Raw genomic sequence first — 26081 nt, forward strand, 5'->3', positions numbered from 1 at the left:
GGGCGATTATAGCCATGCACGGTCCCAGGTGAAGCGATAGATATTGGCTGGCTGTCCGGGATGACAACGGCCGTTATCGGCATCGGCACCGACAATCGACCATTGAGCGCGCGAGGTTTCGCCCAGCTCATGGGCGGCCTGAGGGTTAAAACACCGGCTCAACAGTTCATCCGGCACCAAGGCGTACGCCTGACGGTGTTCGCGCAGCCATTGAGCGGCCTGCTCGACCGTGGAGCCGATCATCCCGAAATGCACGATCGGCTGTCGGGCGAACAACCAATGGCCCTCACGCCAGTTGACCAGCACCAGGTCTGCGCCCTGGGTCATTGCCGCTGCTTGCGCCATCAGCGCCTCGTGGGGATTGGGTCCGTCCTTGACCGGGTCGATGAAACCGCGAGCGAACCACAGCGTGAACCACGTGACGGCCAACACCTGGAATACCCGCCGACCGCGCGGACGCTTGCCGAACCAGCGCTTGAGCAGCCACGGAATCAACGGCGCTGCAACCAGCACCAGCCCCGGCAACGCCGGATAGATGTACAACTTGCGTTTGCCGCTGCTCAGGCAAAAGAACAGTACCACCAGTACGACCCACCCCAGCAGCACCAGCACTCGACCGTCGCGCTTTTGCAGCTGCCTGCGCCAGGCGGGCACGAGCCACGGCAAGGCCAGCACCAACGGCAACCAGTATTGCGGGATGACGTTGACGAAGAAGTACCAGAACGGTTCTCGGTGATCCCACGCGGCGGCATAGCGCCCCGCTGTCTGGCGCAGCAGGATTTCCCGTGCGTAGGCGATTTCGTCAGCGGCGCCATTGAATGCGATGGACACCGCCAAGGGCAGCAGCCAGATCGCGACGGCGCCAAGCACCACCAAAAAGCCCAGGCACCACTTGCGCGCCTCGCCCGGCATGGCCACCACGCCAGGCCAGCCTTTGCGCACCGCGTAGGCATACGGAATCAGCATCAACGCAGGGACGAAGCCGACCCCTTTGGTGATCACGCCAATGCCCATGGCCGCGCATCCCGCGTAAAACCACCGCCACGCGGGCCCGAGCAGCAGGTGACGAGCCAGGCCGTACATACCCAGAGAGGTGAACAAAATCAGAAAACTGTCGATCTGACCGGTCCGCAGAATGCTGTACGTCTGATACGTGGCCAGGTACAACAGCGCTGCTGTTCGTCCGGCCCGCGGATTCCACAACCGGCGACCCAGGTCGTAGAGCATGGCCGTGACCGATGTGGCAGACAAAAGCCCCGGAATATAAAGGGCAAGGGCGGGCATCCCGGTGAGCCAGGTGAAAAATGCAACCGTCCACATGAAAATCGGGGGTTTATCGCCGTATATCTCGGCGGCTCGGTGCGGAATCAGCCAGGAACCGTTGTGCAGCATCTCCAGCGCAACGCCGAGGAATCGCTCCTCGTCGACATTCTGCGGCTGACGCAGCCCGAACCCGGCGCCAACCAATAAAAGAGCAAGCAACATCAGCCCCAGGCATTCGACGCTGGGTGACAGGGTTCGGCGCACGGTTCAGTCCTTCAAGGTTCTGCTGCGGGCAATCAATTGCAGGTTGCGCAAATAGACGATGGAACCGAACGCCTGACCGGCGATGAAAACCGGGTCCTGTCGGTAAACGGCGTAAGCGAACAACAGCGCACTGCCGACGATGCTCAGGTACCAGAAGCTCACCGGAATCACGCTGCGTTTCTTGTATTCGCTGTACAGCCACTGCAGGACAAAGCGACCGGTGAAGGCGATCTGGCCGCTGAAACCGACCACCAGCCACAGGGTTTCGCGGGAGAGGTTCATCCTTCGATCTCCTGCGCATGGGTATGCAGACGCGTGCGCCTGATCAGCCACCAAACGCCGATCAGATCGAGAATGCCCACCAGGGCGCGGTCGATGTTTCCGTATTTGGATACCCCGGCCGTGCGGGGCCGATGGTTGACCGGATGGGTGATCATTCGGCCGTTATGACGCTGGATCAGCGCAGGGATGAACCGGTGCATGTGGTCAAAGTACGGCAAGCGCAGAAACGCCGCCCGCTCGATCAGTTTCAGCCCGCAGCCGGTGTCCGGCGTCTGGTCCTTGAGCATCCGGCTGCGCAACCCGTTGGCAAAACGCGAGGCCCAGCGCTTGCTCGCGGTATCGCGCCGGTTAATCCGGTGTCCAGCCACCAACTGAAGGTCGGCGGGACCTTGCTCACTGCGCACTAATGCCAGCATGCCGGGGATATCCGCCGGGTCGTTCTGACCGTCGCCATCGAGCGTGGCCAGCCATTGGCCCCGAGCGGCGAGCGCCGCATGGTAGAGCGAAGTGCTCTGCCCCAGCGAACGCTCATGGCGCAGGATGCGCAACGTGCTCAGGCCGCAGTGCCGAGTCTGCCGCAGTTCCTGCAAGGAAGCGTCAGTACTGCCATCGTCCACAACGATGATTTCATACGCCTCATCGGCCAGTGCGGTACGGATTTCTTCGAGCAGCGATTTGAGATTGCTCGCCTCGTTCTTTGCCGGAATCAGGACGGATACAAATATGTCTTGGCTCATAGAGGCCCCTATTACCCTGGATTATTATGATCAAGGGCCAACGTTTCATCTCTGATAAAAGTGGCGGTACCACTTCACAAATTCCGCTACGCCGGCTTCAACGGTCACTTGTGGACGGAAATCGACCCACTGCGCCAATGCCGACACATCCGCCCAGGTCTTGACCACATCGCCAGCCTGCAGCGGCAGGAAATTGCGCCGGGCTTCCCTACCCAATGCCGACTCCAGACACTCGACGAAATCCAGCAGCGCCACCGGCGTGCCGCGCCCGATGTTGAAGATCCGATTGGCGCCATCGCCAGGTCGGTCCGATAACGGCGGTCTTGGGCGCAGGCGCGCAATGCTTTCGACGATGTCGTCGATGTAGGTGAAGTCGCGCGACATCTGTCCTTGGTTGTAGAGGTCAATCGGCCTGTCGTTAAGGATCGCTTCGGTAAATTTGAACAGCGCCATGTCGGGGCGCCCCCAAGGTCCGTAAACGGTAAAAAAACGCAGGCCGCTGGCCTTCAGTCCATACAGATGGCAATAGCTGTGGGCCATCAGCTCGTTGGCACGCTTACTGGCGGCATACAACGAAATCGGATGATCGACGGCGTCTTCGACGCTGAACGGCATTTTGCTGTTGGTGCCGTACACTGAGCTGCTCGATGCATAAATCAGATGCTCGGGTCGATAGTGCCGGCAGGTTTCGAGCACATTCAGAAAACCCACCAGGTTCGATTGCGCATAAACGTCCGGGTTGTCCAGCGAGTAGCGAACGCCCGCCTGGGCAGCCAGATGAATAACCTCTGTGAAGCCGTGATCCTTGAACAATGCCATCAAGGCCGGTTTGTCGACGATATCCAGTATCTGGAAATGAAAACCCGACAAGGGCTTCAGTTCTTTGAGCCGTGCGTGTTTGAGTTCCACGCTGTAGTAGTCGTTGAGATTATCGATACCGACCACCTCAAGACCTTCCTGACACAAGCGCTTGACCGTGTGATACCCGATGAAACCGGCGGCGCCGGTGACCAGTACGGTCATAGCGGGCGCGCGCCAATCAGCGCATTATTGCGGGTCGATACCCACGTCAGCTTCATGCCTTGCTCCACTGCACAATTAATAAGGCCGGTGACGTCGTCGATGGGAGTTTTCGCCGTACCCGTGATGAACCGCAGTCCTCTGCAGCCATGCATACGGTGCACGTCTGATTGTTAAGATGGCGTAACAGGTTGATTTAAGTTTTGTGACCATTGCCAAAGTACGGCGACGAATTCAGTTGCCATTGGCACACGTCAATTTAAAGTGCATGCCAGCAGGAGAAAATCATGACCCCGGGAAGGAATGCATAATCATGAGCACTGAGCAAGAAACGACCTTCGACGAGCCGCGACTCAACAGCACCGAAATCCGCATTCTGGGTTCGTTGATCGAAAAACAGGCCACCAGCCCGGAAACCTATCCGCTGACCCTCAATGCGCTGGTGATTGCCTGCAACCAGAAAACCAGCCGCGAGCCGGTGACGAGCCTCACCCAGGGTCAGGTCGGCCAAAGCCTGCGCGCCCTCGAAGGACGCGGCTTTACCAAACTGGTGATGGGCAGTCGTGCGGATCGCTGGGAACACAAAGTCGACAAGGCACTGGAACTGGTGCCGGCTCAGGTTATTCTTGCGGGGCTGCTGTTCCTGCGCGGCCCGCAAACAGTCAATGAACTGCTGACCCGCAGCGGCCGCATGCATGACTTCGAAGATGCCGAACAGGTGGTGCATCAACTGGAACGCTTGATCGCTCGCGGTCTGGCGCTGTTGATTCCGCGCCAGGCCGGTCAGCGTGAAGACCGATACATGCACGCCTTGGGCGACCCGGCGGACATCGAGGTGATCCTGGCAGCACGGCAGAACCCGACCGAGCGCAGCGCGGGTGGCGGCGTATCGGTTGAGCGGATCGAAGAGCTGGAGGCGCGAATTGCGGCGCTGGAAGAGCGACTGGCCCGCCTCGAATAAACAACGCGACCTGTGTAGCAGCTGCCGAGCCTGCGAGGCTGCGTCCGGCTGCGCAGCAGTCGTAAACCCTATATGTAAGGTTTTCCTGAAACACCGCATCGCTTGATTTAACGACTGCTGCGCAGCCGGACGCAGCCTCGCAGGCTCGGCAGCTGCTACACAGGCTGCGGTTATTCACCGTCCCAGTAATCCACGCCATCCGCCGGTCTGGCGACGGCGACGAAGCCCGAGGTATTGCCCTCGGCATCGACCTTGAAGTCGTCCATCACCGCGTACTTGCCGGAATCTGGGTACTCGCAAATCTCGGGTGATTGTTGGGTGCTGACCGCCAGGTACCGCAGTTCAGCGTTGCTGGTGTTGATGATCTGGTGCGCGGTTTCAGGGCCGCCCGGCGGGCAGGCAATGACATCACCGGCGCGAACGGGAAAGCGCTCGGCGCCCAAGCGAATCTCCCCTTCCCCGGCCACGATGTAAAACATCTCCTCGTTGACCCGATGACTGTGAAACGGGCTGCCACGCATCCCTGGTTCCAATGCGTACAGGCGATAACCCAGCTTCTGCGCGCCAAGTTGCTGGCCGATGCGCGCCTGCCGTTGCTGATAGCGGTCGGCGGTGTCTCCCGTCGGGGCAAACGCTTCGGGCAGCGATTCAAGCTCGGCCTGATCCAGATTAAGAATGGCAGGATGCATGAGTCACCTCAGTCACGGTTTCGCTTGCTGGGCAGCAGGATAGCCAAGGCCACTGCGGGCAAAATCCACGGCTTTGTGAAACTGCTCATCGGTCGGCCGCACGCCGGTGTACAGCACGAACTGCTCCAGCGCCTGGATCGCGATCACCTCCAGTCCGGTGATCACTCGCTTGCCTTCAGCACGAGCGCGCACAATCAACGGTGTTTCCGAGGGGACTGCCACTACATCGAAGACAGTCTCGGCAGCAGCGATGGTTTCAACATCGAACGCCAGCTGATCGGCCTCGGGGCCGGACATGCCAATCGGTGTGACGTTGATCAGCAACTGCGGCCGCTCCGAGCCCAGCTCCGCTTGCCATCGATAGCCCAGCGATTCGGCCAACGCACGTCCGGAACGCTCGTTACGGGCAACGATCAGGCCATTTTTGTAGCCACCATCGCGCAAGGCACTGGCCACAGCCTTAGCCATGCCGCCGCTGCCGCGCAGGGCAAAGGTCAATTCCTTCGGCACCTGGTGGGTGTCAAGCAACTGGGCGATCGCGATGTAGTCGGTGTTGTAAGCCTTGAGATGGCCGTTAGTGTTAACAATGGTGTTGATTGATTGAATGGCCGCAGCGGAGGAGTCCAGTTCATCGACCAACGCAATGCACGCCTCCTTGAACGGCATCGACACGCCGCAACCACGAATCCCCAAGGCTCGAATACCGCCAACGGCGCCTGGCAGATCCTGACTGCTGAAGGCCTTGTAGTAAAAATTCAGGTCCAGTTGCTCATACAGATGATTGTGAAACCGCAGGCCGAAGTTCCCGGGGCGTGCGGAAAGCGACATGCACAGCTGGGTGTCTCTGTTGGGGTTCATCTGCATGAAAAATCTCCTTGAATAGCACTTTCAGATGGACGGGATTAGCATTCCATCGGGTCTGATCGATCATAACGGCGTGTCTGCACGCGGCCTCACTGAACCGTAAAGAAGCGAGTACAGACCTTACACAAAATTTACCCAACGGCTGTGCTGATTTTGAAAAAAACGCTGTCCTAAAAGTATCCCCGCGACAATCCTTGGGTCTATTGCAGACACAAGCGCCGGGGCGAAGAACCGAGGAACTATCATGATCCGTAAAATCCCCACAGTAGCCTTGCTGATCGGTGCTCTTGCTATCGCAGGGCAGGCAGAGGCTGGCGGCGGTCACGGTTGGGAAGGGCCGGCGGTATTTGGCGCGATCGTTGGCTCGGCCATCGTCGGTTCGGCCATCATCAACAGCAACCGGCCGGTCTATGTACAGCAACCGGTTTACGCTCAGCCACAACCGGTTTACTACGGCCCGCCCCCGGTTTATTACCAGCCGGCACCGGTCTACGTGCAACAACCGGTCTATTACGACCCGCCGCCGGTTTACTACGGCCCGCCACGTGGTTACTACGGTCCACCGCGCGGTTACTACGGCCCTCCCCGCGGCTATGGCCGCTGGTAACAGAATCATAGGCCCCGCCTCATCAGCGGGGCCTTTTTTGTGACCGTCCGTCGGTAGAGGTCTGGATAAATCTCGCCAAGGTCGCTGTCGGGACAGTCTTTACGGTGCAAGTTGGCAACATTGACTCGCCACCCTTCCCCCGCTTTGGGGAAAACGGTCATATTTATGTCATGTCAGGTCCGCACTCTTGGATCTGTCCGTTAACAACAGGTTGATAAAAACAAGGACGACCTCATGCCCACGCAAAACCCGCATCGTATTGTCGGCTTGTGCACTTCCAGCAAGGTGTACAACACACTGACCGAACTCAAGCACCTGGAAGGCCATCGCAGCGCCAAGTTTCTTTCGCTGCTGGCAGAAAACCTGGTGCGAAAAGGCCTGCTCAACGAGCAGGAAGTGGTTCATATGCTGGATCTGGTAGTCAACTGAACCGAAGCCTCATTGGCATCAATGACGACTATCGAAAGCGTTGATTGTCCGTTCAAGCGTCCGGTCCGTAAGGTAGCTCCACAGATTGATGGAGGTACTTATGTCCCAGGTTCAGATCATGTCCGTTATCGGCAGCGCCGTTCCCGCACCGCTTAGAGAGCTAGGATTGCTCGCCTGTTGGTACCTGGTGCAGGACGGCGAACCAATCAGCGGTCCGCTCACCTCGCTGCCGGCCGCCCAGGCACTGTCGCAACGCATCGGCCAAGGCCATCTCAACGCTTAAGGCAGCTGCACCCTCGGCTTGGTTTCAATGAAGATTGACCAGCTCGACATAAACAGCGCAGCGATCAGCGGCCCGATCACAAAACCATTGAGGCCGAAGACCGCCAGACCGCCAAGGGTCGAGATAAGGATCAAATAGTCCGGCATCTTGGTATCCTTGCCCACCAGGATCGGTCGCAGCACGTTATCCACCAGACCGATCACAAAAATCCCGAACAACCCCAGCACCACGCCCTGCCAGATCGCCCCGGCGAACAGGAAAATGGCCGCCACCGGTGCCCAGACGATCCCCGCCCCCACCGCTGGCAACAGGGATAGAAACGCCATCAATACCGCCCAGAGCAACGCGCTTGGGACGTCCAGAAACCAGAAAATCAAACCGCCCAACGCGCCTTGCGTGATTGCCACCAGCAGGTTGCCCTTCACTGTCGCCCGCACCACGCGATTGAACTTGAGTTGCAAGCGACGTTTCTGGTGCTCCTGCAGCGGCACAGCGGCGCGAACTTTTCGCGCCAGTTCGGCGCCGTCCCGCAGAAAGAAGAACAGCAGGTACAGCATGATGAAAAACCCCACCACGAATTCGAACGTACCCTGACCAAAACTGAAGGCTTTGTTGGCGATGAACTCATTGCCTGTCACTGCACTCTTGATGATTTTCTCCCGCAACCCATCCAGCTCGCCAACCCCGGCCCGATCGAGCACATGCTGAAAATACGGCGGCAGGCTGCGTTTGAAATGCGTCACATACCCGGCGATGTCCAGTTCTCCGCTTTCGATGCTCTTGTACAGCGCGGCCCCTTCTTGAACCAGCAAGATACTGAGGATGATCACCGGCAGGATCGCGATCACCAGGCAGATGCACAGAGTGAGCAGCGACGTCAGGTTGCGCTCCCAGCCGAACTTCAGTTGCAGTCGCCGCTGCAGGGGCGCGAAGAGGATGCCGAGAATCACCGCCCAGAACACCGCGCCGTAAAACGGCAGCAAAATCCAGATGAAAGCGGCGGTGACCAGCCCCAGCAAAATCACCAGTGATTTGTTTTGTACTGTCTCTTCGTTCATGTCCGATCCATGTTAGTCCGCCAGGACACAATGTCGCGTCCTGATGCTTAGTCCGCCACGGTTCGCCCGAGTGCCATCCGTTTGTTCATCAAGCATAGATCCAGATCAATGAACCCTTGGGGCAAGCCGCTTACTCTCGGCGGCTTTTGTGACCGACTCTGCCATGACTCTCCTGCCTCCAGAACTGCTCGCCCCCGCCGGCACCCTGAAAAACATGCGATACGCCTTCGCCTACGGCGCCGACGCGGTGTACGCCGGTCAGCCGCGCTACAGCCTGCGGGTGCGCAATAACGAATTCGATCACGCCAATCTGGCCCTCGGCATTCACGAGGCCCAGTCTCAAGGCAAGCGCTTCTATGTGGTGGTGAACATCGCCCCGCACAACGCCAAACTGAAAACCTTCCTCAGGGATCTGGAACCGGTGATTGCCATGGCACCGGATGCGCTGATCATGTCCGATCCAGGCCTGATCATGCTGGTCCGCCGGCATTATCCGCAGATGCCGATTCACCTTTCGGTACAGGCCAACACGGTGAACTGGGCCAGTGTCGAGTTCTGGCAGCAACAAGGCTTGAGCCGGATCATCCTGTCGCGGGAACTGTCCCTGGAAGAAATCGCCGAAATCCGCGAGCAAGTCCCGGCGATGGAGCTGGAGGTGTTCGTCCACGGTGCCTTGTGCATGGCCTATTCCGGTCGCTGCCTGTTGTCAGGCTATATGAACAAGCGCGACGCCAATCAGGGCAGTTGCACCAATGCCTGTCGCTGGAAGTACTCGACGCAGCAGGCCACGGAAAATCAGCTCGGCGAAATCGTGCAGACCTTCCAGCCCGAACCGACCCTGGGCATCGGCGCCCCGACAGATCAGGTGTTTCTGTTGCAGGAAGCCAATCGGCCCGACGAACTGATGCCGGCCTTCGAAGACGAGCACGGCACTTACATCATGAACGCCAAGGACCTGCGCGCGGTGCAGCATGTCGAGCGCCTGACGCAGATGGGCGTGCACTCACTGAAAATCGAGGGCCGGACCAAATCCCATTTTTACTGCGCACGCACCACTCAGGTTTACCGCCGGGCGATCGACGACGCGGTAGCCGGTCGCGCGTTCGACCGCAGCCTGATGACGGATCTGGAATCCCTCGCCCAGCGCGGCTACACCGAAGGTTTCCTGCGGCGGCACGTGCATGACGAATACCAGAACTACCAGCACGGCAGTTCGGTGTCGGAGCGTCAGCAGTTTGTCGGCGAGCTGACCGGTGAACGGCGTGACCGGATGGCGGAGGTCAAGGTGAAGAATCGATTTGGTCTGGGCGACCATATGGAAATGATGACGCCCAAGGGCAACTTCCAATTCGACTTGCATGAGCTGCAAAACGTTAAGGGCGAGCCGATCGAGGTGGCGCCGGGGGACGGGCACACCGTGTACCTGCCGATTCCGGATGCGGTGGATTTGCAGTTTGGGTTGTTGATGCGGGATGTCAGCGTAAGCTGAATATCATCAAGCGACACAAAATCTTGTGGGAGCGAGCCTGCTCGCGAAGACGGACTCTCAGCCAACATCATTGTTGAATGTTGAACCGCTTTCGCGAGCAGGCTCGCTCCCACAGGTAAGCCGTTACGCGAACTCCTCGCGCAACATCCCCACAAACGCTTCCCGCGCCGGGTGAACCCCGGCGTTTTCATGCCAGTAAAACAGGTTGTCGATCGCCGTCAGCTCGGGGAACTCATACCCCGCGCAACCCGCCCCTTTGGCGTACTGATCAAACACGCCTTTTGGCACCAGCGCGACACCCGCCCCGGCACTGACGCAGCCGACAATCGCCCCGTAACTGGCCAGGCTGACGATCGGCAACGCCTGCCCTTGTCGCAGCAACCAATGCTCCAGCGCCGCCCGGTAGGGACAGCCCTGAGGCCACATGAACACGGTCTTGTCCTGCAAATCCGCGATGTCACGCACCGGCCCCAGAGACGTCGAGGCAATCAGCAGCAGCTCCTCGCGGTACATCGGTGTGCGCTTGAGGTGTGAGCGCTCGACATCCACCGCGACGATCGCGCCGTCGAGCCGGTGATTGAGCGTGTCGTCGAGCAATTGGCTCCAGGTGCCGGTGGTCAGCTCCAGCGCCACCGCCGGGAAACGCTTGTGGAATTTTGCCAGCAAACGCGGCAATCGACCGGTCGCCGACGACTCGATGGCGCCAATGCGCAACGGCCCGGACGGCTCGGCCGAAGGGTCCACCGCGCGCTTGGCTTCAGCCGTCAGGGCGAGAATTTTCGAGGCATAAGCCAGAAAGGTCTGCCCTGCTGGGCTGATTCGCAGCCCTCGGCCCTCGCGCAGAAACAGCGCAACCCCCAGCTCCGCTTCCAGGGATTTGATCCGTGCCGTGATATTCGACGGAACGCAATGCAACAACTCGGCTGCCCGGGCGATGCTGCCGACCTCGGCAACGGTCTTGAACATGCGTATCTGCGCCAGCTCCATACATCACCTAAAGTGAAGAGTTAACGCACTATAAGTCAGTTGTTGAGAACAGTCAGGCTTCTGATACTGGGTGCATCCGCCTATAGGTGCCCGATCATGAAGCCGCCCACGCCCTCTCCCGCTTCTCCCGTCAAAATCATCCTGGCCATGGCATTTGTGGTCGGCTGCTGGGGTTATTCACCGACCGGCATTCATATCGGTTTGCAGGCCTATGAGCCTGGTCATCTGGCCTTGCTGCGGTTTCTGCTGGCGTCGGCATTCATGGCGGTGGTCGCGGTGTTCCGAGGCATCAACCTGCCGAACAGGCGTGACCTGCCGCTGCTGTTCGCGCTCGGTTTCTTTGCCGTGAGCCTGCACCATGTCGCGCTGAATTTCGGCCAGCAAAGTGTCAGCGCCGGCGCCTCCAGTGTGTTGGCGCAATCAACGCCGTTGTTCAGCACGTTGCTGGCGCGCTTCGTGCTCAAGGACCGGGTGAGCGTGTGGCGCTGGGGCTGCGTGTTTCTGGGGTTGATCGGCGTGGTGATTGTGGTGGCCGGTGATCACGGACTGGGGAGCATCGACACCCATGGTTTGCTGATTGTGTTGGCGGCGGTTTCGTGGAGTTTCTACTTTGCCTTGCAGAAGCATCACTCGCGGCGCTACGACGGGCTGACATTGGTGTGTTACACGGTTTGGTTCGGGACGCTGCTGCTATTGGTTTATCTCCCGGGGCTGGTGAGCCAGGTCATTACCGCTCCGGTTGAAGTGCAGCTTGCGGTCATCGGGTTGGGCATTTTCCCAAGTGCCCTCGCGTATCTCGCCTGGGCCTATGTGCTCACTCATGTGGATTTGAGCCGCGCGACGATGACGCTGTATCTGATTCCACCGACCGCCATGGCGATTGCCTCTTTTGCGCTGGGCGAGCGACCGACGTTGATGATCGTTGGGGGAGCACTGGTGGTGCTGGTCAGCGTGTTGGCCTTGAATCTGGAACGCAGGCCGGTGGTAGCTCGAGTAACCGAGGCCTGATCCAGACCTGTCGTGCACAAAAAAACCGGCGCAATGGCCAATGCCAGTCAGTTATGGCGCAGAACCTGTGGGAGCGGTGTTCAAATCCTTAACTGATTGGCACTAGGCGCAATGGCCGGGTTTCTCTTTATCGCCTGTCATCGGACAGCGGTGTAGGCTCATCTGCCGGAGGAACGTCCTCGGCCGCATCAGGATCCATCCAGTCTTCAGGTCGATCAGCGTCACCCTCGGCCGGGTCCCGCGAAGGGTCCATGCCGGGTGGCACGTCATGATCCATGGTCGGCTTGTCGGTGCCGGGCATGGGTCGGGTTGGGTCGGTATTGGGCGTTCCACCCTGCAACATCGAATCGTTAGCCATGACGCACCTCACTGATGAGGTCCAGCAAATCTGGGCCGTACTCGTTGGAAGCAGGGCCGCGGATGAGGTGCTATCGAGTAGACAAACGGTGGTCAGCGATCGGCCGAAAACCGGTCGCGACTGTTGGTCAGGTGCAGCCACATGGCCGCCCGCGCCGCATCCGGATCCTGGCGTTTGATGGCGTTGAGAATCGCCTCGTGCTCAAGGTTGGCCAAGTGCCCGAGCTTGCTCAAGTCCACTGCGCCGCGCTCGGCGGCATTGACGCGGGTGCGCGGGATCATGGCGCTGCCCAGGTGCTGCATGATTTCGGTGAAGCACACGTTGCCGGTGGCTTCGGCGATCAGCAGGTGGAAGCGCTTGTCGGCTTCGACGCAGCTGTCGTTGTTGGCCAGCAGGCTTTGATAGTCGTCCAGCGCTTCGCGCATCTGTGCCAACTGATGATCCGTGCGACGGGTTGCCGCCAGTGCGGCGGCCTGGGTTTCCAGGCCCATGCGCAACTCCAGAATGCTGCGCACCCCCAGCGCGGTATCGACGTTCAACCGAAGCCCCTGCTCCGGCGCTCGTTCAATCACAAAGGTGCCAATACCGTGCCGGGTTTCCACCAACCCGGACGCCTGCAACTTCGAGATCGCCTCGCGCACCACCGTGCGACTGACCCCGTGCTCCTGAACAATCGTGTTCTCGGACGGCAGCTTGTCCCCGGGCAGCATCTGGCCGAGCAAGATGCTCTGGGTCAGTTTGGCGACCAGGTCATGGGCCAGGTTGTGGGTGCGCTTGCGGGCAGGCGCGTCGAGGTCTTCTTGCATGGCGATCATCCTAAAGCAGGGCTAACGGAATCGTAGCACTGCGCTGGACGGGAATCTCAGGAAAACGTCGACCAACTTGTATGACAACACTCAACAAACAGGGTATTCGAGACCATCAGAAAGGTCATTCATCAGCGCAAAAGAATAATAAACACTCCATAAAGCGCCATTTTGTTGGGCGACTACTCTTGCGGTATGAAAAAACGTAGTTGTATGATGTCTATCAACATCGCAACACCCAGACGCACCCCGCATAAAAATAATCAGTGGGAGATAACGCAGTGAATACATCCATATCCGGGATGAACGATGGCGCCGATTCGGCCCTGAAGTCCGCCATCTCGAAAGTGAAACGCCATGTTCTGCCGCTGTTCGTGATCATGTTCATCGTCAACTACATCGACCGCGTGAACATCGGCTTCGTCCGCGCCCACATGGAACACGACCTGGGCATCGGCGCTGCCGCCTATGGCCTCGGCGCCGGGCTGTTCTTCATCGGTTACGCGCTATTTGAAGTCCCCTCCAACATCCTCCTGCAAAAAGTCGGCGCGCGAATCTGGCTGACCCGCATCATGCTGACCTGGGGCCTGGTCGCGGCTTGCATGGCGTTCATCCAGAACGAAACCCACTTCTACATCCTGCGATTCCTGCTGGGCGTGGCCGAAGCAGGTTTCTTCCCTGGAGTGATTTACTACTTCACCCGCTGGTTACCTGGCGTTGAACGCGGCAAGGCGATTGCCATCTTCCTCAGCGGTTCGGCGATTGCTTCGCTGATCTCCGGCCCGCTGTCCGGGTTACTGCTGCAAATCAGCGGTTTCGGTATGCACGGCTGGCAATGGATGTACTTCATTGAAGGGATGTTCTCAGTCGGGCTGTGCGTGTTCGTCTGGTTCTGGCTGGACTCCAAACCCCACGACGCCAAATGGCTAAGCCGTGAAGAACAGGACGCGCTGGTCAAGGCCATCGACAACGAACAACTGGCCCGCGAAGCCGCGACGCCGATCAAACCGTCGTTGGGCAAACTGCTCAAGGATCGCCAGATCATCCTGTTTTGCCTGATCTACTTCTTCATCCAATTGACCATTTACGCCGCGACCTTCTGGCTCCCTAGCATCATCAAAAAGATGGGCGACCTGAGCGATATTCAAGTCGGGCTGTTCAACTCGATTCCGTGGTTGCTGTCGATCGTCGGCATGTACGCCTTCGCTTCGCTGTCGGCCAAGTGGAAACACCAGCAAGCCTGGGTCGCCGCTGCCCTGCTGATCGCGGCGGCCGGGATGTTCATGTCCACCACCGGCGGGCCGATCTTCGCTTTCGTCGCCCTCTGCTTTGCTGCGCTGGGTTTCAAATCGGCGTCGTCGCTGTTCTGGCCGATTCCTCAGGCCTATCTGGATGCACGGATCGCGGCAGGCGTAATCGCACTGATCAACTCGGTGGGCAACCTCGGCGGCTTCGTCGCACCGACCACGTTCGGTCTGCTGGAAGAACGCACCGGCTCGATTCAGGGCGGGCTGTACGGCCTGGCCGCGACCTCGATCATTGCCGCGATCATCGTCTTCGCCGCACGCAATAAACCGAAATCCGCACCTGCCGTTGCACTGGCCAAACCAGCACCCAACCACGCGTGAACATCTGTTTTGAAGGACATGAAAATGAACGCACAAGAAACCGCCAAAGCCCCGATCATCACCAGCATGCAGGTTGTTCCGGTGGCCGGCCACGACGGCATGTTGCTCAACCTGAGCGGCGCCCACGGGCCGTTTTTTACACGCAACATCGTGATCCTCACGGACAACGCCGGTCACACCGGCATCGGTGAAGTACCAGGCGGCGAGCGCATTCGCCAAACCCTCGAAGACGCTCGCTCATTAGTGGTCGGCAGCCCGATCGGCACGTATCAGAAGATCCTCAATCAAGTGCGCCAGACCTTCGCCGATCGTGATGCCGGCGGTCGCGGGTTACAGACGTTCGATTTGCGCATCACCATCCACGCCGTCACCGGCCTTGAAGCTGCGTTGCTTGATCTCCTGGGTCAGCACCTGGACGTGCCGGTCGCCGCCCTGCTCGGCGAAGGTCAGCAGCGCGATGAAGTGAAGATGCTCGGCTACCTGTTTTATGTTGGCGATCGCAACGAAACCGATCTGGCCTACCGCAGCGAGCCGGACGCCGACAACGACTGGTTCCGCGTGCGTCACGAAAAAGCCATGACTGCCGAGGCGGTGGTGCGCCTGGCCGAAGCTGCCCACGCCCGCTACGGTTTCAAGGACTTCAAACTCAAGGGCGGCGTGCTCAGTGGCGATGAAGAAATCGAAGCCGTCACCGCCCTGGCCGAACGCTTCCCCGATGCGCGCATCACCCTCGATCCGAATGGCGCGTGGTCACTCAAGGAAGCCATTCGCCTGTGCCGGGATCAGCATCACGTCCTGGCTTACGCCGAAGACCCGTGCGGCGCGGAAAACGGCTATTCGGGCCGGGAAGTCATGGCTGAATTCCGTCGCGCCACGGGTTTGAAAACCGCCACCAACATGATCGCCACCGACTGGCGGGAAATGGGCCACGCGATCCAGTTGCAATCAGTGGACATTCCGCTGGCCGACCCACACTTCTGGACGATGCAGGGCTCGGTCCGTGTGGCGCAGATGTGCCATGAGTGGGGCCTGACCTGGGGTTCGCATTCCAACAACCACTTTGATATTTCCCTCGCGATGTTCACCCACGTCGCGGCCGCCGCGCCGGGTGAAATCACCGCCATCGACACCCACTGGATCTGGCAGGACGGTCAGCGCCTGACCAAAGCGCCGCTGCAAATCGTTGGCGGCTGTGTGCAGGTGCCGAAGAAGTCTGGGTTGGGCGTCGAACTGGACATGGATCAACTGGCCAAGGCTCATGAGTTGTATAAAGGCATGGGATTGGGCGCGCGGGATGACAGCGTGGCGATGCAGTTTCTGATTCCGGGTTGGAAGTTCGATAACAAGCGGCCGTGTCTGGTGCGCTAACTCTATTGGGATATCGCAATCCCTGTGGGAGCGAGCCTGCTCGCGAAGACGTCGGCACATCCAGCATCAATGTGACGGATAGACCGCTTTCGCGAGCAGGCTCGCTCCCACAGATTCTTGCGCTGCTTGCAGCAACCATTGCTTGAACGCGGCCATCGCCGATGTTTCGGGGCGGGACAGCAAGCGGGTCAGCCAGTAACTGCCGGTGCTGATCCCGATGGCGAACGGTTGCTCGATTGCACCCGCCGCCAGTTGCCGGGCGAACATCAGCGGCGGCGCCAAGGCCACCCCCGCCCCTTGCAGCGCTGCCTCCATCATCGCCAGCGATGAGTCGAAGATGATGCTTCGGGGCGATGCTGTGTGGGTCGATAAGCCGGTGGCCTGGAACCATTCGGGCCACTCGTCCGCGCGGTAAGAACGCAACAGCGTTTGCTGCAACAGGTCTGTCGGTGTTTTCAGTTGCCGGGCAATCTCGGGAACACACAACACCGACAGCGGCGCCTCGATCAACCTCACCGCTTCAATGCCATGCCACGCCCCCGCGCCAAAACGAATCGCGTAATCCAGCCCTTCAGCCGCCACATCCACTCGATTGTTGTGGGTCGACAGGCGCAAATCTATGAACGGATGTTTCGTCTGGAAGTCCGTCAGCCGTGGCAACAACCAGCCCACCGCGAATGTCCCCACCGCGCCGACCGTCAAGACCTCGCGAAAATGTCCGCCCTCGAATCGCTCAAGAGTGTGCGCGATACGGTCGAAGGACTCCCGCAATACCGGCAACAGGGTTTCGCCCTCGCTGGTCAGCATCAGCCCGCGGGGTAGCCGCTTGAACAGGGTCACCCCAAGTTGAGACTCAAGGCTCTTGACCTGATGACTCACCGCCGCCTGAGTGACACACAACTCAACGGCCGCCCGGGTGAAACTCAAGTGCCGGGCAGAGGCCTCGAAGGCGCGTAATGCATTGAGCGGTAATTGAGGCCGGATCATGTCCACTCCCAAATTTTTCTAATGGCTCGCCCGAAATATCATCGGTTGTCGAACCTCGGAAGACTGCATAGATTTGGCTCGCCCATCAGCCGCCCGGACTGAAAAGCCGCTCGGAGTGTAGCGGCCAATACCCTTGAACCTCATGGAAAATGACTCAATCATGCATAACAAGCTCGCATTCTACAGCGCTTTCGCACTGTTCCTCAGCGCCGGTCATTGCGTTGCTGACGACCGCATCGAAGCCATCGTGAAGACCGCCATCGAACCGGTGATGCAGCAACAGCAGATCCCCGGTGTCGCGATTGCGATTACCGTCAACGGCCAACCGCATTACTTTAACTACGGTGTGGCCTCGAAGGAAAACGGTAAAGCCGTCACCGAAGACACCCTGTTCGAGATCGGCTCGGTGAGCAAAACCTTCACCGCCACACTCGCCGCCTACGCTCAGGCCACCGGCAAACTGTCCCTGTCGGACAAGGCCAGCATCGTGCTGCCGGAGCTGCGTGGCAGCGCGTTCGACACCATCAGCGTGCTGCAACTGGGCACCTACAGCGCTGGCGGCTTGCCGCTGCAATTCCCCGACAATGCCGATGCACCGGACAAGATGCTCGGCTATTTCAAGCAGTGGAAACCGACCTATGCGGCGGGCACCCATCGGCAGTATTCAAACCCGAGCCTGGGGTTGTTCGGTTACCTCGCAGCCCAAAGCATGGACGCACCGTTTGATGATGTGATGGAAAAGATCCTGCTTCCGAAACTCGGACTCAAGCACACCTATCTCACAGTGCCGCAGGCTCAAATGGGTCTTTACGCTCAGGGTTACAACAAGGAAGACAAACCTGTACGAGTTGGGCCGGGGGCACTGGATTCGGAGGCTTATGGCGTGAAAACCAGCGCTGCGGACCTGATTCGTTATGTTGAGGCGAACATGAAACCGACCCGCCTTGAAGATCCGATGCAGCGGGCAATCGCCGCGACGCATACCGGTTACTACAAGGTGGGCGAGATGACTCAGGGATTGGGTTGGGAGCTCTACAACTACCCGGTCACCCTCGATACATTGCTGGCGGGTAACTCGACACAGATGGCGATGGAAGCTCACGAAGTCCAGTGGCTGACCCCGCCGCAACCTCAACCAGAAAACGTATTGATCAACAAAACCGGCTCAACAAGCGGCTTCGGTGCTTACGTGGCGTACGTGCCGTCGAAAGGCATCGGCATCGTGATCCTGGCCAACAAAAACTATCCGAACCCTGAGCGGATCAAGATTGCTCATACGATACTAAGCGCTCTGAGCAAGTAGCCGAGAAACGCGATTTCTCGCAGCAGGCAAACAAAATGGGCGACCCCTTTGAGGTCGCCCATTGTCGTTACTGCGTCAGCTCAATGCCGAGTCGTCGGCTGAGCGTCAGGTGCATCGCTTCTCGGATCAAGATTTTCCCGTGCCTGATTCACCAACAACTCGGTGACCGCCGCCAATTGCTGAATCGACAGCAGCACCTTGCGGTTCGAGCCTTCCAGTTTTCCGGTAAAATTCGCAATCAGGACAGTCAGGGAGGCAAGGTTTTCGCAGGCCTGATTTAGCAGGGTTAGTGTGTCGACGCCAGGAGCAACAGTGAAAATCTGCTGGGTCGTGGCGGTACGCCTGGGGCTTCGGGTGACTGCACCTTTTGCGGTTTCACACAGCTTCGCGGGATCGAGATGATCGGCATCGGTTGGGGTTTGCGGTTGGTGCTTGCTGAACTTTTTCACAGACGAGGCTCCTTTTTGTGCCATTGGTGTTTTTCGTCCCTGGATCCCTCAGTGTCGCGGATTCCCACGTACGACCGCGATTTTGCGGTGGCTGACGAAGGCTAGCGGTGCTCTCTGACAGAAACCAGTTCATAAAGACCGACAGGACTTGCAGGAAACTTCCGAGACCAATAGAAGACAGTACATCTCACCCCGAAACACCCGTTTTTTTGTAGCAGTTAACGAGCAAAAAAATGGGCGACCTCTTGAGGTCGCCCATTTTTCATTGTTGTAGCAGCTAGCGCCAGCGGCTACAAAAGTCTGCGTCTAATCATCCGGCATTTCAGGCGGCTTGGCGGGTTTCGCCGGTTTGCCTGGTTTTGCGCCCTTGGCGCCCTTTGCACCATTGACCGGTTCAGCCGCTTCAACAGGCGTCGCGACCGTCGGCGCTGCGGCTTCTTTCTCAGTCGCTGGCAAGGCGTCGATCGTATCGAAAATTTTCTTCAAATCGACCGATTTTGATTCATCCCCCGAACTCTCAAACTTCTTCTCGCCGTCCTTGCCGACCAGGATGACTTTGCTCTTCGCGCCGGCACCCAACTTGAGCGAGCGGATCAATGCCGCCGTGTCTTGCGGCCCCAGGTCTTTGCCCTCGCGCTGGCCCATCAAATTGAGCACGGTGTACAGGACCATGTTTCGCTCGGTGAACCCCTTGCGGTTTGCCGGCTCATCCAGCGACTTTTTCAGGCTGACCCACGTGGGATCGACCGTACTTGGAGCGATGACAATCAGTGGCCGGGACCTGCCCTTGTCCATATCCAGCGGTGAGCCGTCATCGGCAGCGAACAAGGGGCCCGCGAAAGCCAGCAGGGTAGTCAGGGTCAATGACCTGATGAGCATGCGCATCTCCTTTTGATATCCACGCTCTAATGATTGCGCATCGCGGCGTTCGTTCCGGGTGACGCACGCAATTATGTCTCGCCTTGCCCCAAGCTTAGGTCAGGGCGGTCATTGCGCAACAGGCTGAGCTAATCTCATAGCTCAATAACCAAGCCCTGATCCGCCGTGAGGACCTGTGCATGAGCGCTCAGTTGAACCACACCATCGTCTGGTGTCGCGACAAGCAGACATCAGCCAACTATCTGGCAGACATCCTCGGTCTGCCCGGCCCCGAACCCTTCGGCCCGATGCTCATCGTCAAGTTCGACAACGGTGTGTCGTTGGACTTCTACGACAATGACCCGCCGATTGCCTCCCAGCACTACGCGTTTTTGATCGGTGACGACGATTTCGATGCGGCCTTCGCCCGCCTGCAAGCCCGACAGCAACCCTGGTGGGCCGACCCCGGCAAACAACGACCGAACGAGATCAACGATTACGGCGGTGGCCGGCGGGTTTATTTCGATGACCCGGACGGGCATCTGCTGGAGATTTTGACTCGGTCCTAAGGGCGCCTGCCAAGCTGGTTTGTTTCTGGAACCTCTACCGGATTAAAAGGCCAGTTTGTACCCGATCAGCACCAGCATCGTGGCCAGGCAAGGCCGCAGCACTTCATCGGAGATACGGCCAGTCAGGTGGCTGCCCAGGTAAATCCCCGGCAGCGAACCGATCAGCAAGTAACCCAGCACGTGCCAATCCATGTTGCCCATGCTCGCATGGCCGAGGCCTGCCACCAGGGTCAGCGGTACAGCGTGCGCGATTTCCGTGCCCACCAGGCGGCGGGTAGGCAGCAGCGGATAGAGAATGAACAACGCGACGGTGCCCAGGGCGCCAGCGCCGATGGAGGTCAGGGCAACCATGGTACCGAGGACCAGGCCAGTGATCACGGTCAGCGCATTCAAGCGGTTGCCGCTGGGATTGTAATGACCACCCGCGCGTTTGTGGGCGAAATCGAGCAGGCGTTTCTTGAAGAAAATCGCCAGTGCCGTGGCAAACAGGACAAAACCCAAGGCCTGTTTGATGACCGCGTTCATCGCATCGGGCGACGTTTGCAAGGTGCTCAGGAACCACAACGTCAGCGCCACCGCCGGCACACTGCCAAGAGTCAGCCAACCGGTAATGGCCCAGTCGATGTTCTTGTTCTTTCGGTGAACCAGCACGCCACTGGACTTGGTAATCGCCGCGTACAGCAAATCCGTCCCCACTGCGGTGGCCGGATTGACGCCGAACCACAACAGAATGGGAGTCATCAAGGAACCGCCACCTACCCCAGTCATTCCGACAATAAAGCCGACCACCAGACCTGCCACGACTAAACCGAAATTACCGAATTCCATTAACACGCCCACAAAAAACGCATGAAAAATCTGGCCCGCAGCATAGCGATTTTTCTTATAACCACTTATATCGATGCGATCTATCTTTATGCACTTCCTTACTTACTGCACCGGCAAGAAATTCAAAAACAGCAAACTCTGCGCGTAATTCAAGCCGATCCGTCGGTAGCGCTCGTCCAGCATCTGCGTCAGCAGATCCAGCCGCGCGACGATCTTGCCGAACTCCACGGCAAAACTCAGGTTGCTGCCCTCCTCCGAAATTTCGTTGGAGAACAGCAAAGGCTCGCCGTTCTTGCTTTGCCGCTGGCTGAGTATCCAGGTGGCTTTCTCGATATTGCGGGCAGCGTTGCTGACGAACGTCGGGTTGATCGCATCCGTCATGTAGAACTCGAGCCGATTGCCGTGGGCGGTGACGAGCATGCTGCCGATGGCATAGATGAAGGCACCGACGCGGTCGCCGAGAAACTCCGGGCTCATGGCATAACTCAGCGCTGCCAGGTCTTTTTTGCCACCCAGGGTCGGCAGCGGCTGTTGCTGTTCGATGGCCATGCGCACTTGTTTGCCAGCGGTGCGGGCGTCGAGGAAACCTGATTTTTTCAACTCGTCCGGGTTGCGCAGGTAAAGCTTGCTCATCAGCAGGTAGAGGCTGTCGAGGTTGTCACGCATCGCCAGGGTCGCCATGCGGTCGACGCTGGTCTGGAGGAATTCCAGGGGTTTGCCTTCGCGGAACTGACTGACGATGTCGCTGCCCTGCTGCTGGCTGCACCCGGAGGTTGCGAGCATCGACAAGCAGGCCAACAGCAGGCAACGGCGACGGATTGGCGGGGTGGTGAGGGGTAAAACTCGAGCCATGGGTTATTGAACTTGGGCATGGGCCGGCAGTGGGGATTCGCCGCAGGCTGGCCAAGGATAGAGCCGTGAATCGTTGAAAAGTGCAGTGCCGACGGTCGCGGCGCCGGTAGCGGCGATGTGCTGATACAGCTCGCCACCCTGCACGCCAGCAATTACACGCCGGTCACCGGCAAGCAAAATATCAAAAGATTGGGCGATGGAACCCTTCAGCTATTCTGCTGCCCATTGAAGTATCGATCGAAGTTCAGAAAGGAGGTTTGAATGCGGACCCTAAAACTGGCCGGCGTCAACGTACCGGTCATCGGCCAAGGCACCTGGCGCATGGGAGAAGATCGTTCCCGGCACACCCAGGAAGTGGCGGCATTGCGCCTGGGCATCGAGTTGGGCATGACCCTCATCGACACCGCTGAAATGTACGGCGAGGGCGGCGCTGAGGAAGTGGTCCGTGAGGCCATCGCCGGCAGACGTGACGACGTGTTTCTGGTCAGCAAGGTTTACCCGCACAACGCCAGCCGCAAAGGCATCCCCCTGGCGTGCGAACGCAGTCTGCGGCGGCTGGATACCGATTACATCGATCTGTACCTGCTGCACTGGCGCGGCCAATACCCCCTCGAAGAAACAGTCGAAGCTTTCGAACGCCTGCGCGAAGAAGGCAAGATCGGTCGCTGGGGCGTCTCCAATTTTGATGTCGACGACCTGGAGGAACTGGCCTCACCGGCCTGTGCCACCAATCAGGTGCTCTACAACCTGGAAGAACGCGGCGTCGAGTTTGATCTGTTGCCCTGGAGCCGCCAGCATCAAATGCCGGTCACGGCCTACTGTCCGATCGGTCAGGGTGGGCCTATGCTGAACCATACAACGCTCAAGCAAATAGCCGCCCGTCACTGTGTGACGCCGGCCCAGGTAGCGCTGGCATGGATGCTGCGTAAGGAAGGTGTGATCGCCATCCCCAAAGCGGTCCGACCCGAGCACGTGCAACTCAACGCGCAAGCCGCGCAATTGCAACTGGAGGCTGGGGATCTGGAGGCGCTGGACCAGGCGTTTCGCGCGCCACAACGCAAACAGCGGTTGGCCATGGTCTGAGCCATCGCAGTCTGTCAGAGGGCTTCGGCATGAGAAGCACTGATCAGGACGATTCCTTTAATCTGCAACGCTTTATCCAGGCACAGGACCCGGTGTTCAAACGGGTCCAGGCCGAGCTGAACGCCGGCCACAAGCGCAGTCACTGGATGTGGTTCATCTTTCCGCAATTCGCAGGGTTGGGCGGCAGCGAGATGTCCCGTCACTTTGCCATTCGTTCCAAAGAGGAAGCGGCGGCGTACCTCAATCATCCACTGCTGGGCTCACGGTTGCGCACCTGCACGCAAATGGTGCTGAACATCGAAAAAAGCTCGAGTGCCGGCATATTCGGCCATCCCGACGATCTCAAGTTTCACTCTTCCATGACGCTGTTCGCCCAGGTTGCTGGCGCTAACAGCGACTTTCATCGAGCACTTGACCAGTATTTTCACGGCATCCTGGATGACTGGACGTTGTTGCTGCTGGACTCAAAACAGGCCCAACTGCCCACCAATCAAGGTTGAAAAGTCGTCGTCCACGAAGGGCAGAATGGCGTCCGCCACCGGTTGCAGTTGCCGGGTGACGTAGTGGTCGTAGTCGATGGGCGCGTTGCGGATTTCCAGCGGCTCGGGCCCGGCGACGGTGATCACGTAACTGATCCAGCCACCGTTCTGGTACTGCCGCGGACGGCCTTGCTGGTCGTTGTAATCATCGGCAATCCGCGCGGCACGCACGTGGGGCGGCACGTTGCGCTGATAGTCATCGAGGGTGCGGCGCAGGCGCTTGCGGTAGATCAGGCGATCGTCGAACTCCCCCGCCAACGTCTTGCGCACGTAGTCGCGCACATAATCCTGATAGGGTTTGCGATTGAAAATGCGCAGGTACAACTCCTGCTGGAATTGCCGGGCCAGCGGCGACCAGTCGGTGCGCACGGTTTCCAGGCCTTTGTAGACCATTTCGTCGGTGCCATCGGCGCGGGTCACAAGCCCTGCATAGCGCTTCTTGCTGCCCTCCTCGGCGCCACGAATGGTCGGCATCAGAAAGCGCTTGTAGTGGGTTTCGAACTGCAACTCCAGGGCACTTTCCAGACCGTATTGCTGCTGCACATGCTCGCGCCACCACTGGTTGACGTGATCCACCAGCGCGCGGCCAATCTGTGCGGCTTCTTGTTGACCATGCGCACGGCGCAGCCAGACGAAGGTCGAGTCGGTGTCGCCGTAAATCACCGTGTGGCCCTGGGCTTCGATCAGCTGTCGCGTACGCAGCATGATTTCGTGGCCGCGCAGCGTGATGGACGACGCCAGGCGTGTGTCGAAGAAACGGCAACCGCTGGATCCGAGCACGCCGTAAAAGGCGTTCATGATGATTTTCAGGGCCTGGGACAGCGGTGCGTTGTGTTCGCGCTTGGCGGTTTCGCGACCTTCGGCGACTCGGGCGACGATGGCGGGCAGGCAATGCCGGGTTCTGGAAAAACGCGCGCCGCGAAAGCCTGGCACCGACTCGCTGTCATCGGGATGTTTAAGCCCCTCGATCAAGCCCACCGGGTCGATCAGGAAGGTCCGGATGATCGATGGATAGAGGCTTTTGTAGTCGAGTACCAGCACCGATTCGTACAGCCCCGGTTGCGAGTCCATGACAAAACCGCCGGGGCTGGCCTGCGCAGGCTTGCTCCCAAGGTTCGGCGCAACGAAACCCTGGCGGTGCATCAGCGGCATGTAAAGGTGCGTGAACGCCGCCACCGAGCCGCCGCTGCGATCCGCCGGCAAACCGGTGACGCTGGCCCGTTCCAGCAGAAAGGTCAGCAGTTCGGTCTTGGCGAAAATCCGCGTCACCAGCTCGCAGTCCTTGAGGTTGTACTTGGCCAGGGCCGGTTTGTCCTCGGCGAACATGCGGTTGATTTCATCCATGCGCTGGTACGGATTTTCGATCGACTTGCCCTCGCCAAGCAGGGTTTGCGCGACGTTTTCCAGGCTGAACGAGGGGAAACTCCAGGTTGCCGAGCGCAGGGATTCGATGCCGTCGATGATCAGTCGGCCGGCGGCCGAGGCGAAGTAATGGTTGCGGCTACCGTGCTCGCGCCACTGCATTTCTTCGCCGCCACGCCCCAGTTTCAGCGGCACCGCCAGGCGCCGGGCGTGTTCGTGGAGTACGCGCAGGTCGAATTGCACCACGTTCCAGCCGATGATCGCGTCGGGGTCATGGCGGGCGAACCATTCGTTGAGTTTTTTCAGTAGCAGGGTTCGGGAATCGCAGTATTCGAGCTGGAAATCCACCTCGCTGTCGTCGCCATTGGGCGGGCCGAGCATGTAGACCTGGCGCTCGCCGCAGCCTTCCAGGGCGATGGAATACAGCTCGCCCTGAGCGGTGGTTTCGATGTCCAGGGAGACCAGCCTGAGGCTCGGGCGATAGTCGGGGTCGGGTTTCATTTGCGCATCGAGCAGCAGGCCCTCGGCGTTCGGCGTGCCACTGAACCGGACCGGCGCGGTGATGAAACGCTCCATCATGTAGCGTTCCGGCGGGCGCACATCGGCTTCGAACATGTCGACGCCGGCCTTGCGCAGCGCGGTTTCCAGGCGTATCAACTGACCGTGCTGCTGGCAATACAGACCGAGTACCGGGCGGTGCTCGAAATCCAGCAACGCCAACGGCCGCAGCTCGACGTTCTTTTCGCCGCGCAGCAGCGCTTCGGCCTGCTCACGCTGGGCTGCGGGGATGAACGCCACCGACGGTTGATGAGGCAGGCGGATCCGCTGGGGACCGGTGTCGGTCGCCAGCCAGAACTCGACTTCCGTACCGGCCGGGGTATCGCGCCAATGCCGGGTCAGGACGAAGCCCCGCTGTAAATCCACCACTGCAACCTCAAGATTTGATTCAAGGCGCAATTCTACGCGTCATCGAAGGCGATAGCCCTCTCTGCGAGGTGGATGCAATCCGTGTGGGAGCGAGCCTGCTCGCGAAGGCGGCGTATCAGTCGACACCTATATTGACTGACCCACCGTCTTCGCGAGCAGGCTCGCTCCCACATGGATTGAGTCAGCCCATGGATCAATGAATAACTGTGAAAAATTTCAGGTT

28 protein-coding genes are annotated in these 26081 nt (G+C 59.2%); 12 read left to right on the forward strand and 16 right to left on the reverse strand.

Translation table 11 applies throughout. The features are described 5' to 3' along the window. Positions 1-6: 6 nt before the first annotated feature. Genes QFW87_RS19860 through QFW87_RS19875 form a run of 4 tightly spaced genes read right to left on the reverse strand, consistent with a single transcriptional unit; the run spans position 7 to position 3569 of the window. Positions 7-1527 carry a glycosyltransferase family 39 protein gene (locus QFW87_RS19860; RefSeq protein WP_283180984.1) on the reverse strand — a complete coding sequence of 507 codons (1521 nt, stop codon included), beginning with the start codon at positions 1525-1527 and terminating at the stop codon, positions 7-9. Positions 1528-1530: 3 nt separating this feature from the next. Further along, the gene (locus QFW87_RS19865; RefSeq protein WP_283180985.1) at positions 1531-1809 is read right to left on the reverse strand and encodes a lipid-A-disaccharide synthase N-terminal domain-containing protein; all 279 of its coding nucleotides are present in this window, start codon (positions 1807-1809) and stop codon (positions 1531-1533) included. Then, positions 1806-2546: a glycosyltransferase family 2 protein gene (locus tag QFW87_RS19870; RefSeq protein ID WP_283188642.1), complete on the reverse strand. Its 741-nt coding sequence runs from the start codon at positions 2544-2546 to the stop codon at positions 1806-1808. Before QFW87_RS19870 ends, QFW87_RS19865 begins: the two co-directional genes overlap by 4 nt. A 45-nt stretch (positions 2547-2591) precedes the next feature. Further along, positions 2592-3569 (reverse strand): NAD-dependent epimerase, encoded by a 978-nt coding sequence (locus QFW87_RS19875; RefSeq protein ID WP_283188643.1) that lies wholly within the window; start codon positions 3567-3569, stop codon positions 2592-2594. Positions 3570-3879: 310 nt separating this feature from the next. Between QFW87_RS19875 and QFW87_RS19880 the strand changes: the two genes are divergently transcribed. Then, positions 3880-4527, forward strand: a complete 648-nt coding sequence (locus tag QFW87_RS19880; RefSeq protein ID WP_283188644.1) for a DUF480 domain-containing protein — start codon at positions 3880-3882, stop codon at positions 4525-4527. A 170-nt stretch (positions 4528-4697) separates the two neighbouring features. Here the strand turns inward: QFW87_RS19880 and QFW87_RS19885 are convergent, their stop codons facing one another. Together QFW87_RS19885 and QFW87_RS19890 are read right to left on the reverse strand one after the other, a co-directional pair. Continuing rightward, positions 4698-5216 carry a cupin domain-containing protein gene (locus tag QFW87_RS19885; RefSeq protein WP_283188645.1) on the reverse strand — a complete coding sequence of 173 codons (519 nt, stop codon included), beginning with the start codon at positions 5214-5216 and terminating at the stop codon, positions 4698-4700. Positions 5217-5228: 12 nt separating this feature from the next. Further along, entirely contained in the window at positions 5229-6080 is an 852-nt protein-coding gene (locus tag QFW87_RS19890) for a shikimate 5-dehydrogenase (RefSeq protein ID WP_283188646.1), read from the reverse strand. A 244-nt stretch (positions 6081-6324) separates the two neighbouring features. On the opposite strand from QFW87_RS19890, the gene QFW87_RS19895 reads away from it, so the two are divergent. From QFW87_RS19895 to QFW87_RS19905, 3 genes are all read left to right on the forward strand, one after another. Then, on the forward strand, positions 6325-6687 hold the full coding sequence (locus tag QFW87_RS19895; RefSeq protein WP_283188647.1) for a hypothetical protein: 363 nt from the start codon (positions 6325-6327) through the stop codon (positions 6685-6687). Between the two features lie 234 nt (positions 6688-6921). Continuing rightward, positions 6922-7116, forward strand: coding sequence for a hypothetical protein (locus QFW87_RS19900; RefSeq protein WP_283188648.1), 195 nt, complete (start codon positions 6922-6924; stop codon positions 7114-7116). 100 nt (positions 7117-7216) lie between these two features. Further along, the gene (locus tag QFW87_RS19905) at positions 7217-7399 is read left to right on the forward strand and encodes a hypothetical protein (protein ID WP_283188649.1); all 183 of its coding nucleotides are present in this window, start codon (positions 7217-7219) and stop codon (positions 7397-7399) included. Here the strand turns inward: QFW87_RS19905 and QFW87_RS19910 are convergent. Then, a complete protein-coding gene (locus QFW87_RS19910; protein ID WP_283188650.1) occupies positions 7396-8457 on the reverse strand; it encodes an AI-2E family transporter in 1062 nt (353 codons plus the stop codon). The two genes, QFW87_RS19905 and QFW87_RS19910, sit on opposite strands and share 4 nt — an antisense overlap. A gap of 163 nt (positions 8458-8620) precedes the next feature. On the opposite strand from QFW87_RS19910, the gene yegQ reads away from it, so the two are divergent. Next, on the forward strand, positions 8621-9946 hold the full coding sequence (yegQ, locus tag QFW87_RS19915) for a tRNA 5-hydroxyuridine modification protein YegQ (protein ID WP_283188651.1): 1326 nt from the start codon (positions 8621-8623) through the stop codon (positions 9944-9946). Between the two features lie 123 nt (positions 9947-10069). Here the strand turns inward: yegQ and QFW87_RS19920 are convergent, their stop codons facing one another. Further along, a complete protein-coding gene (locus QFW87_RS19920) occupies positions 10070-10933 on the reverse strand; it encodes a LysR substrate-binding domain-containing protein (RefSeq protein ID WP_283180994.1) in 864 nt (287 codons plus the stop codon). A 96-nt stretch (positions 10934-11029) separates the two neighbouring features. On the opposite strand from QFW87_RS19920, the gene QFW87_RS19925 reads away from it, so the two are divergent. Further along, positions 11030-11941 (forward strand): EamA family transporter, encoded by a 912-nt coding sequence (locus tag QFW87_RS19925; protein WP_283188652.1) that lies wholly within the window; start codon positions 11030-11032, stop codon positions 11939-11941. A gap of 127 nt (positions 11942-12068) precedes the next feature. On the opposite strand, the gene QFW87_RS19930 is transcribed toward QFW87_RS19925, so the two are convergent. After that, positions 12069-12299: a hypothetical protein gene (locus QFW87_RS19930; RefSeq protein ID WP_283188653.1), complete on the reverse strand. Its 231-nt coding sequence runs from the start codon at positions 12297-12299 to the stop codon at positions 12069-12071. A gap of 92 nt (positions 12300-12391) precedes the next feature. After that, positions 12392-13105, reverse strand: coding sequence for a FadR/GntR family transcriptional regulator (locus QFW87_RS19935; protein WP_283180997.1), 714 nt, complete (start codon positions 13103-13105; stop codon positions 12392-12394). Between the two features lie 281 nt (positions 13106-13386). On the opposite strand from QFW87_RS19935, the gene QFW87_RS19940 reads away from it, so the two are divergent. Both QFW87_RS19940 and gudD read left to right on the forward strand, forming a co-directional pair. Continuing rightward, complete coding sequence (locus QFW87_RS19940; RefSeq protein WP_283188654.1) at positions 13387-14733, forward strand: MFS transporter; 1347 nt, start codon at positions 13387-13389, stop codon at positions 14731-14733. A gap of 24 nt (positions 14734-14757) precedes the next feature. After that, on the forward strand, positions 14758-16101 hold the full coding sequence (gene gudD / locus QFW87_RS19945; protein WP_283180999.1) for a glucarate dehydratase: 1344 nt from the start codon (positions 14758-14760) through the stop codon (positions 16099-16101). Between the two features lie 66 nt (positions 16102-16167). On the opposite strand, the gene QFW87_RS19950 is transcribed toward gudD, so the two are convergent. Further along, positions 16168-17088 carry a LysR family transcriptional regulator gene (locus QFW87_RS19950; protein ID WP_283181000.1) on the reverse strand — a complete coding sequence of 307 codons (921 nt, stop codon included), beginning with the start codon at positions 17086-17088 and terminating at the stop codon, positions 16168-16170. Positions 17089-17248: 160 nt separating this feature from the next. Here QFW87_RS19950 and ampC point away from each other — a divergent pair, with 160 nt between their 5' ends. Beyond that, positions 17249-18391, forward strand: coding sequence for a class C beta-lactamase (gene ampC / locus QFW87_RS19955; protein WP_283188655.1), 1143 nt, complete (start codon positions 17249-17251; stop codon positions 18389-18391). 80 nt (positions 18392-18471) lie between these two features. On the opposite strand, the gene QFW87_RS19960 is transcribed toward ampC, so the two are convergent. Together QFW87_RS19960 and QFW87_RS19965 are read right to left on the reverse strand one after the other, a co-directional pair. Continuing rightward, positions 18472-18840, reverse strand: a complete 369-nt coding sequence (locus QFW87_RS19960) for a DUF6124 family protein (RefSeq protein ID WP_283188656.1) — start codon at positions 18838-18840, stop codon at positions 18472-18474. A 306-nt stretch (positions 18841-19146) separates the two neighbouring features. After that, positions 19147-19719 (reverse strand): DUF4174 domain-containing protein, encoded by a 573-nt coding sequence (locus QFW87_RS19965; RefSeq protein ID WP_149631875.1) that lies wholly within the window; start codon positions 19717-19719, stop codon positions 19147-19149. A gap of 179 nt (positions 19720-19898) precedes the next feature. On the opposite strand from QFW87_RS19965, the gene QFW87_RS19970 reads away from it, so the two are divergent. Then, complete coding sequence (locus QFW87_RS19970; RefSeq protein WP_283188657.1) at positions 19899-20267, forward strand: VOC family protein; 369 nt, start codon at positions 19899-19901, stop codon at positions 20265-20267. A gap of 42 nt (positions 20268-20309) precedes the next feature. On the opposite strand, the gene QFW87_RS19975 is transcribed toward QFW87_RS19970, so the two are convergent. Beyond that, complete coding sequence (locus tag QFW87_RS19975; RefSeq protein ID WP_283181004.1) at positions 20310-21095, reverse strand: sulfite exporter TauE/SafE family protein; 786 nt, start codon at positions 21093-21095, stop codon at positions 20310-20312. Between the two features lie 102 nt (positions 21096-21197). Next, positions 21198-21947: a hypothetical protein gene (locus QFW87_RS19980; protein ID WP_283188658.1), complete on the reverse strand. Its 750-nt coding sequence runs from the start codon at positions 21945-21947 to the stop codon at positions 21198-21200. A 261-nt stretch (positions 21948-22208) separates the two neighbouring features. On the opposite strand from QFW87_RS19980, the gene QFW87_RS19985 reads away from it, so the two are divergent. Continuing rightward, complete coding sequence (locus QFW87_RS19985) at positions 22209-23030, forward strand: aldo/keto reductase (RefSeq protein WP_283188659.1); 822 nt, start codon at positions 22209-22211, stop codon at positions 23028-23030. A 29-nt stretch (positions 23031-23059) separates the two neighbouring features. Continuing rightward, positions 23060-23530: a DUF1810 domain-containing protein gene (locus tag QFW87_RS19990; protein ID WP_283181007.1), complete on the forward strand. Its 471-nt coding sequence runs from the start codon at positions 23060-23062 to the stop codon at positions 23528-23530. Here the strand turns inward: QFW87_RS19990 and QFW87_RS19995 are convergent. Then, the gene (locus QFW87_RS19995) at positions 23495-25855 is read right to left on the reverse strand and encodes a DNA polymerase II (protein WP_283190938.1); all 2361 of its coding nucleotides are present in this window, start codon (positions 25853-25855) and stop codon (positions 23495-23497) included. The genes QFW87_RS19990 and QFW87_RS19995 overlap by 36 nt on opposite strands. Positions 25856-26081 lie beyond the last annotated feature (226 nt).

Source organism: Pseudomonas sp. PMCC200344, assembly GCF_030053095.1.
Lineage (GTDB): Bacteria > Pseudomonadota > Gammaproteobacteria > Pseudomonadales > Pseudomonadaceae > Aquipseudomonas > Aquipseudomonas svalbardensis.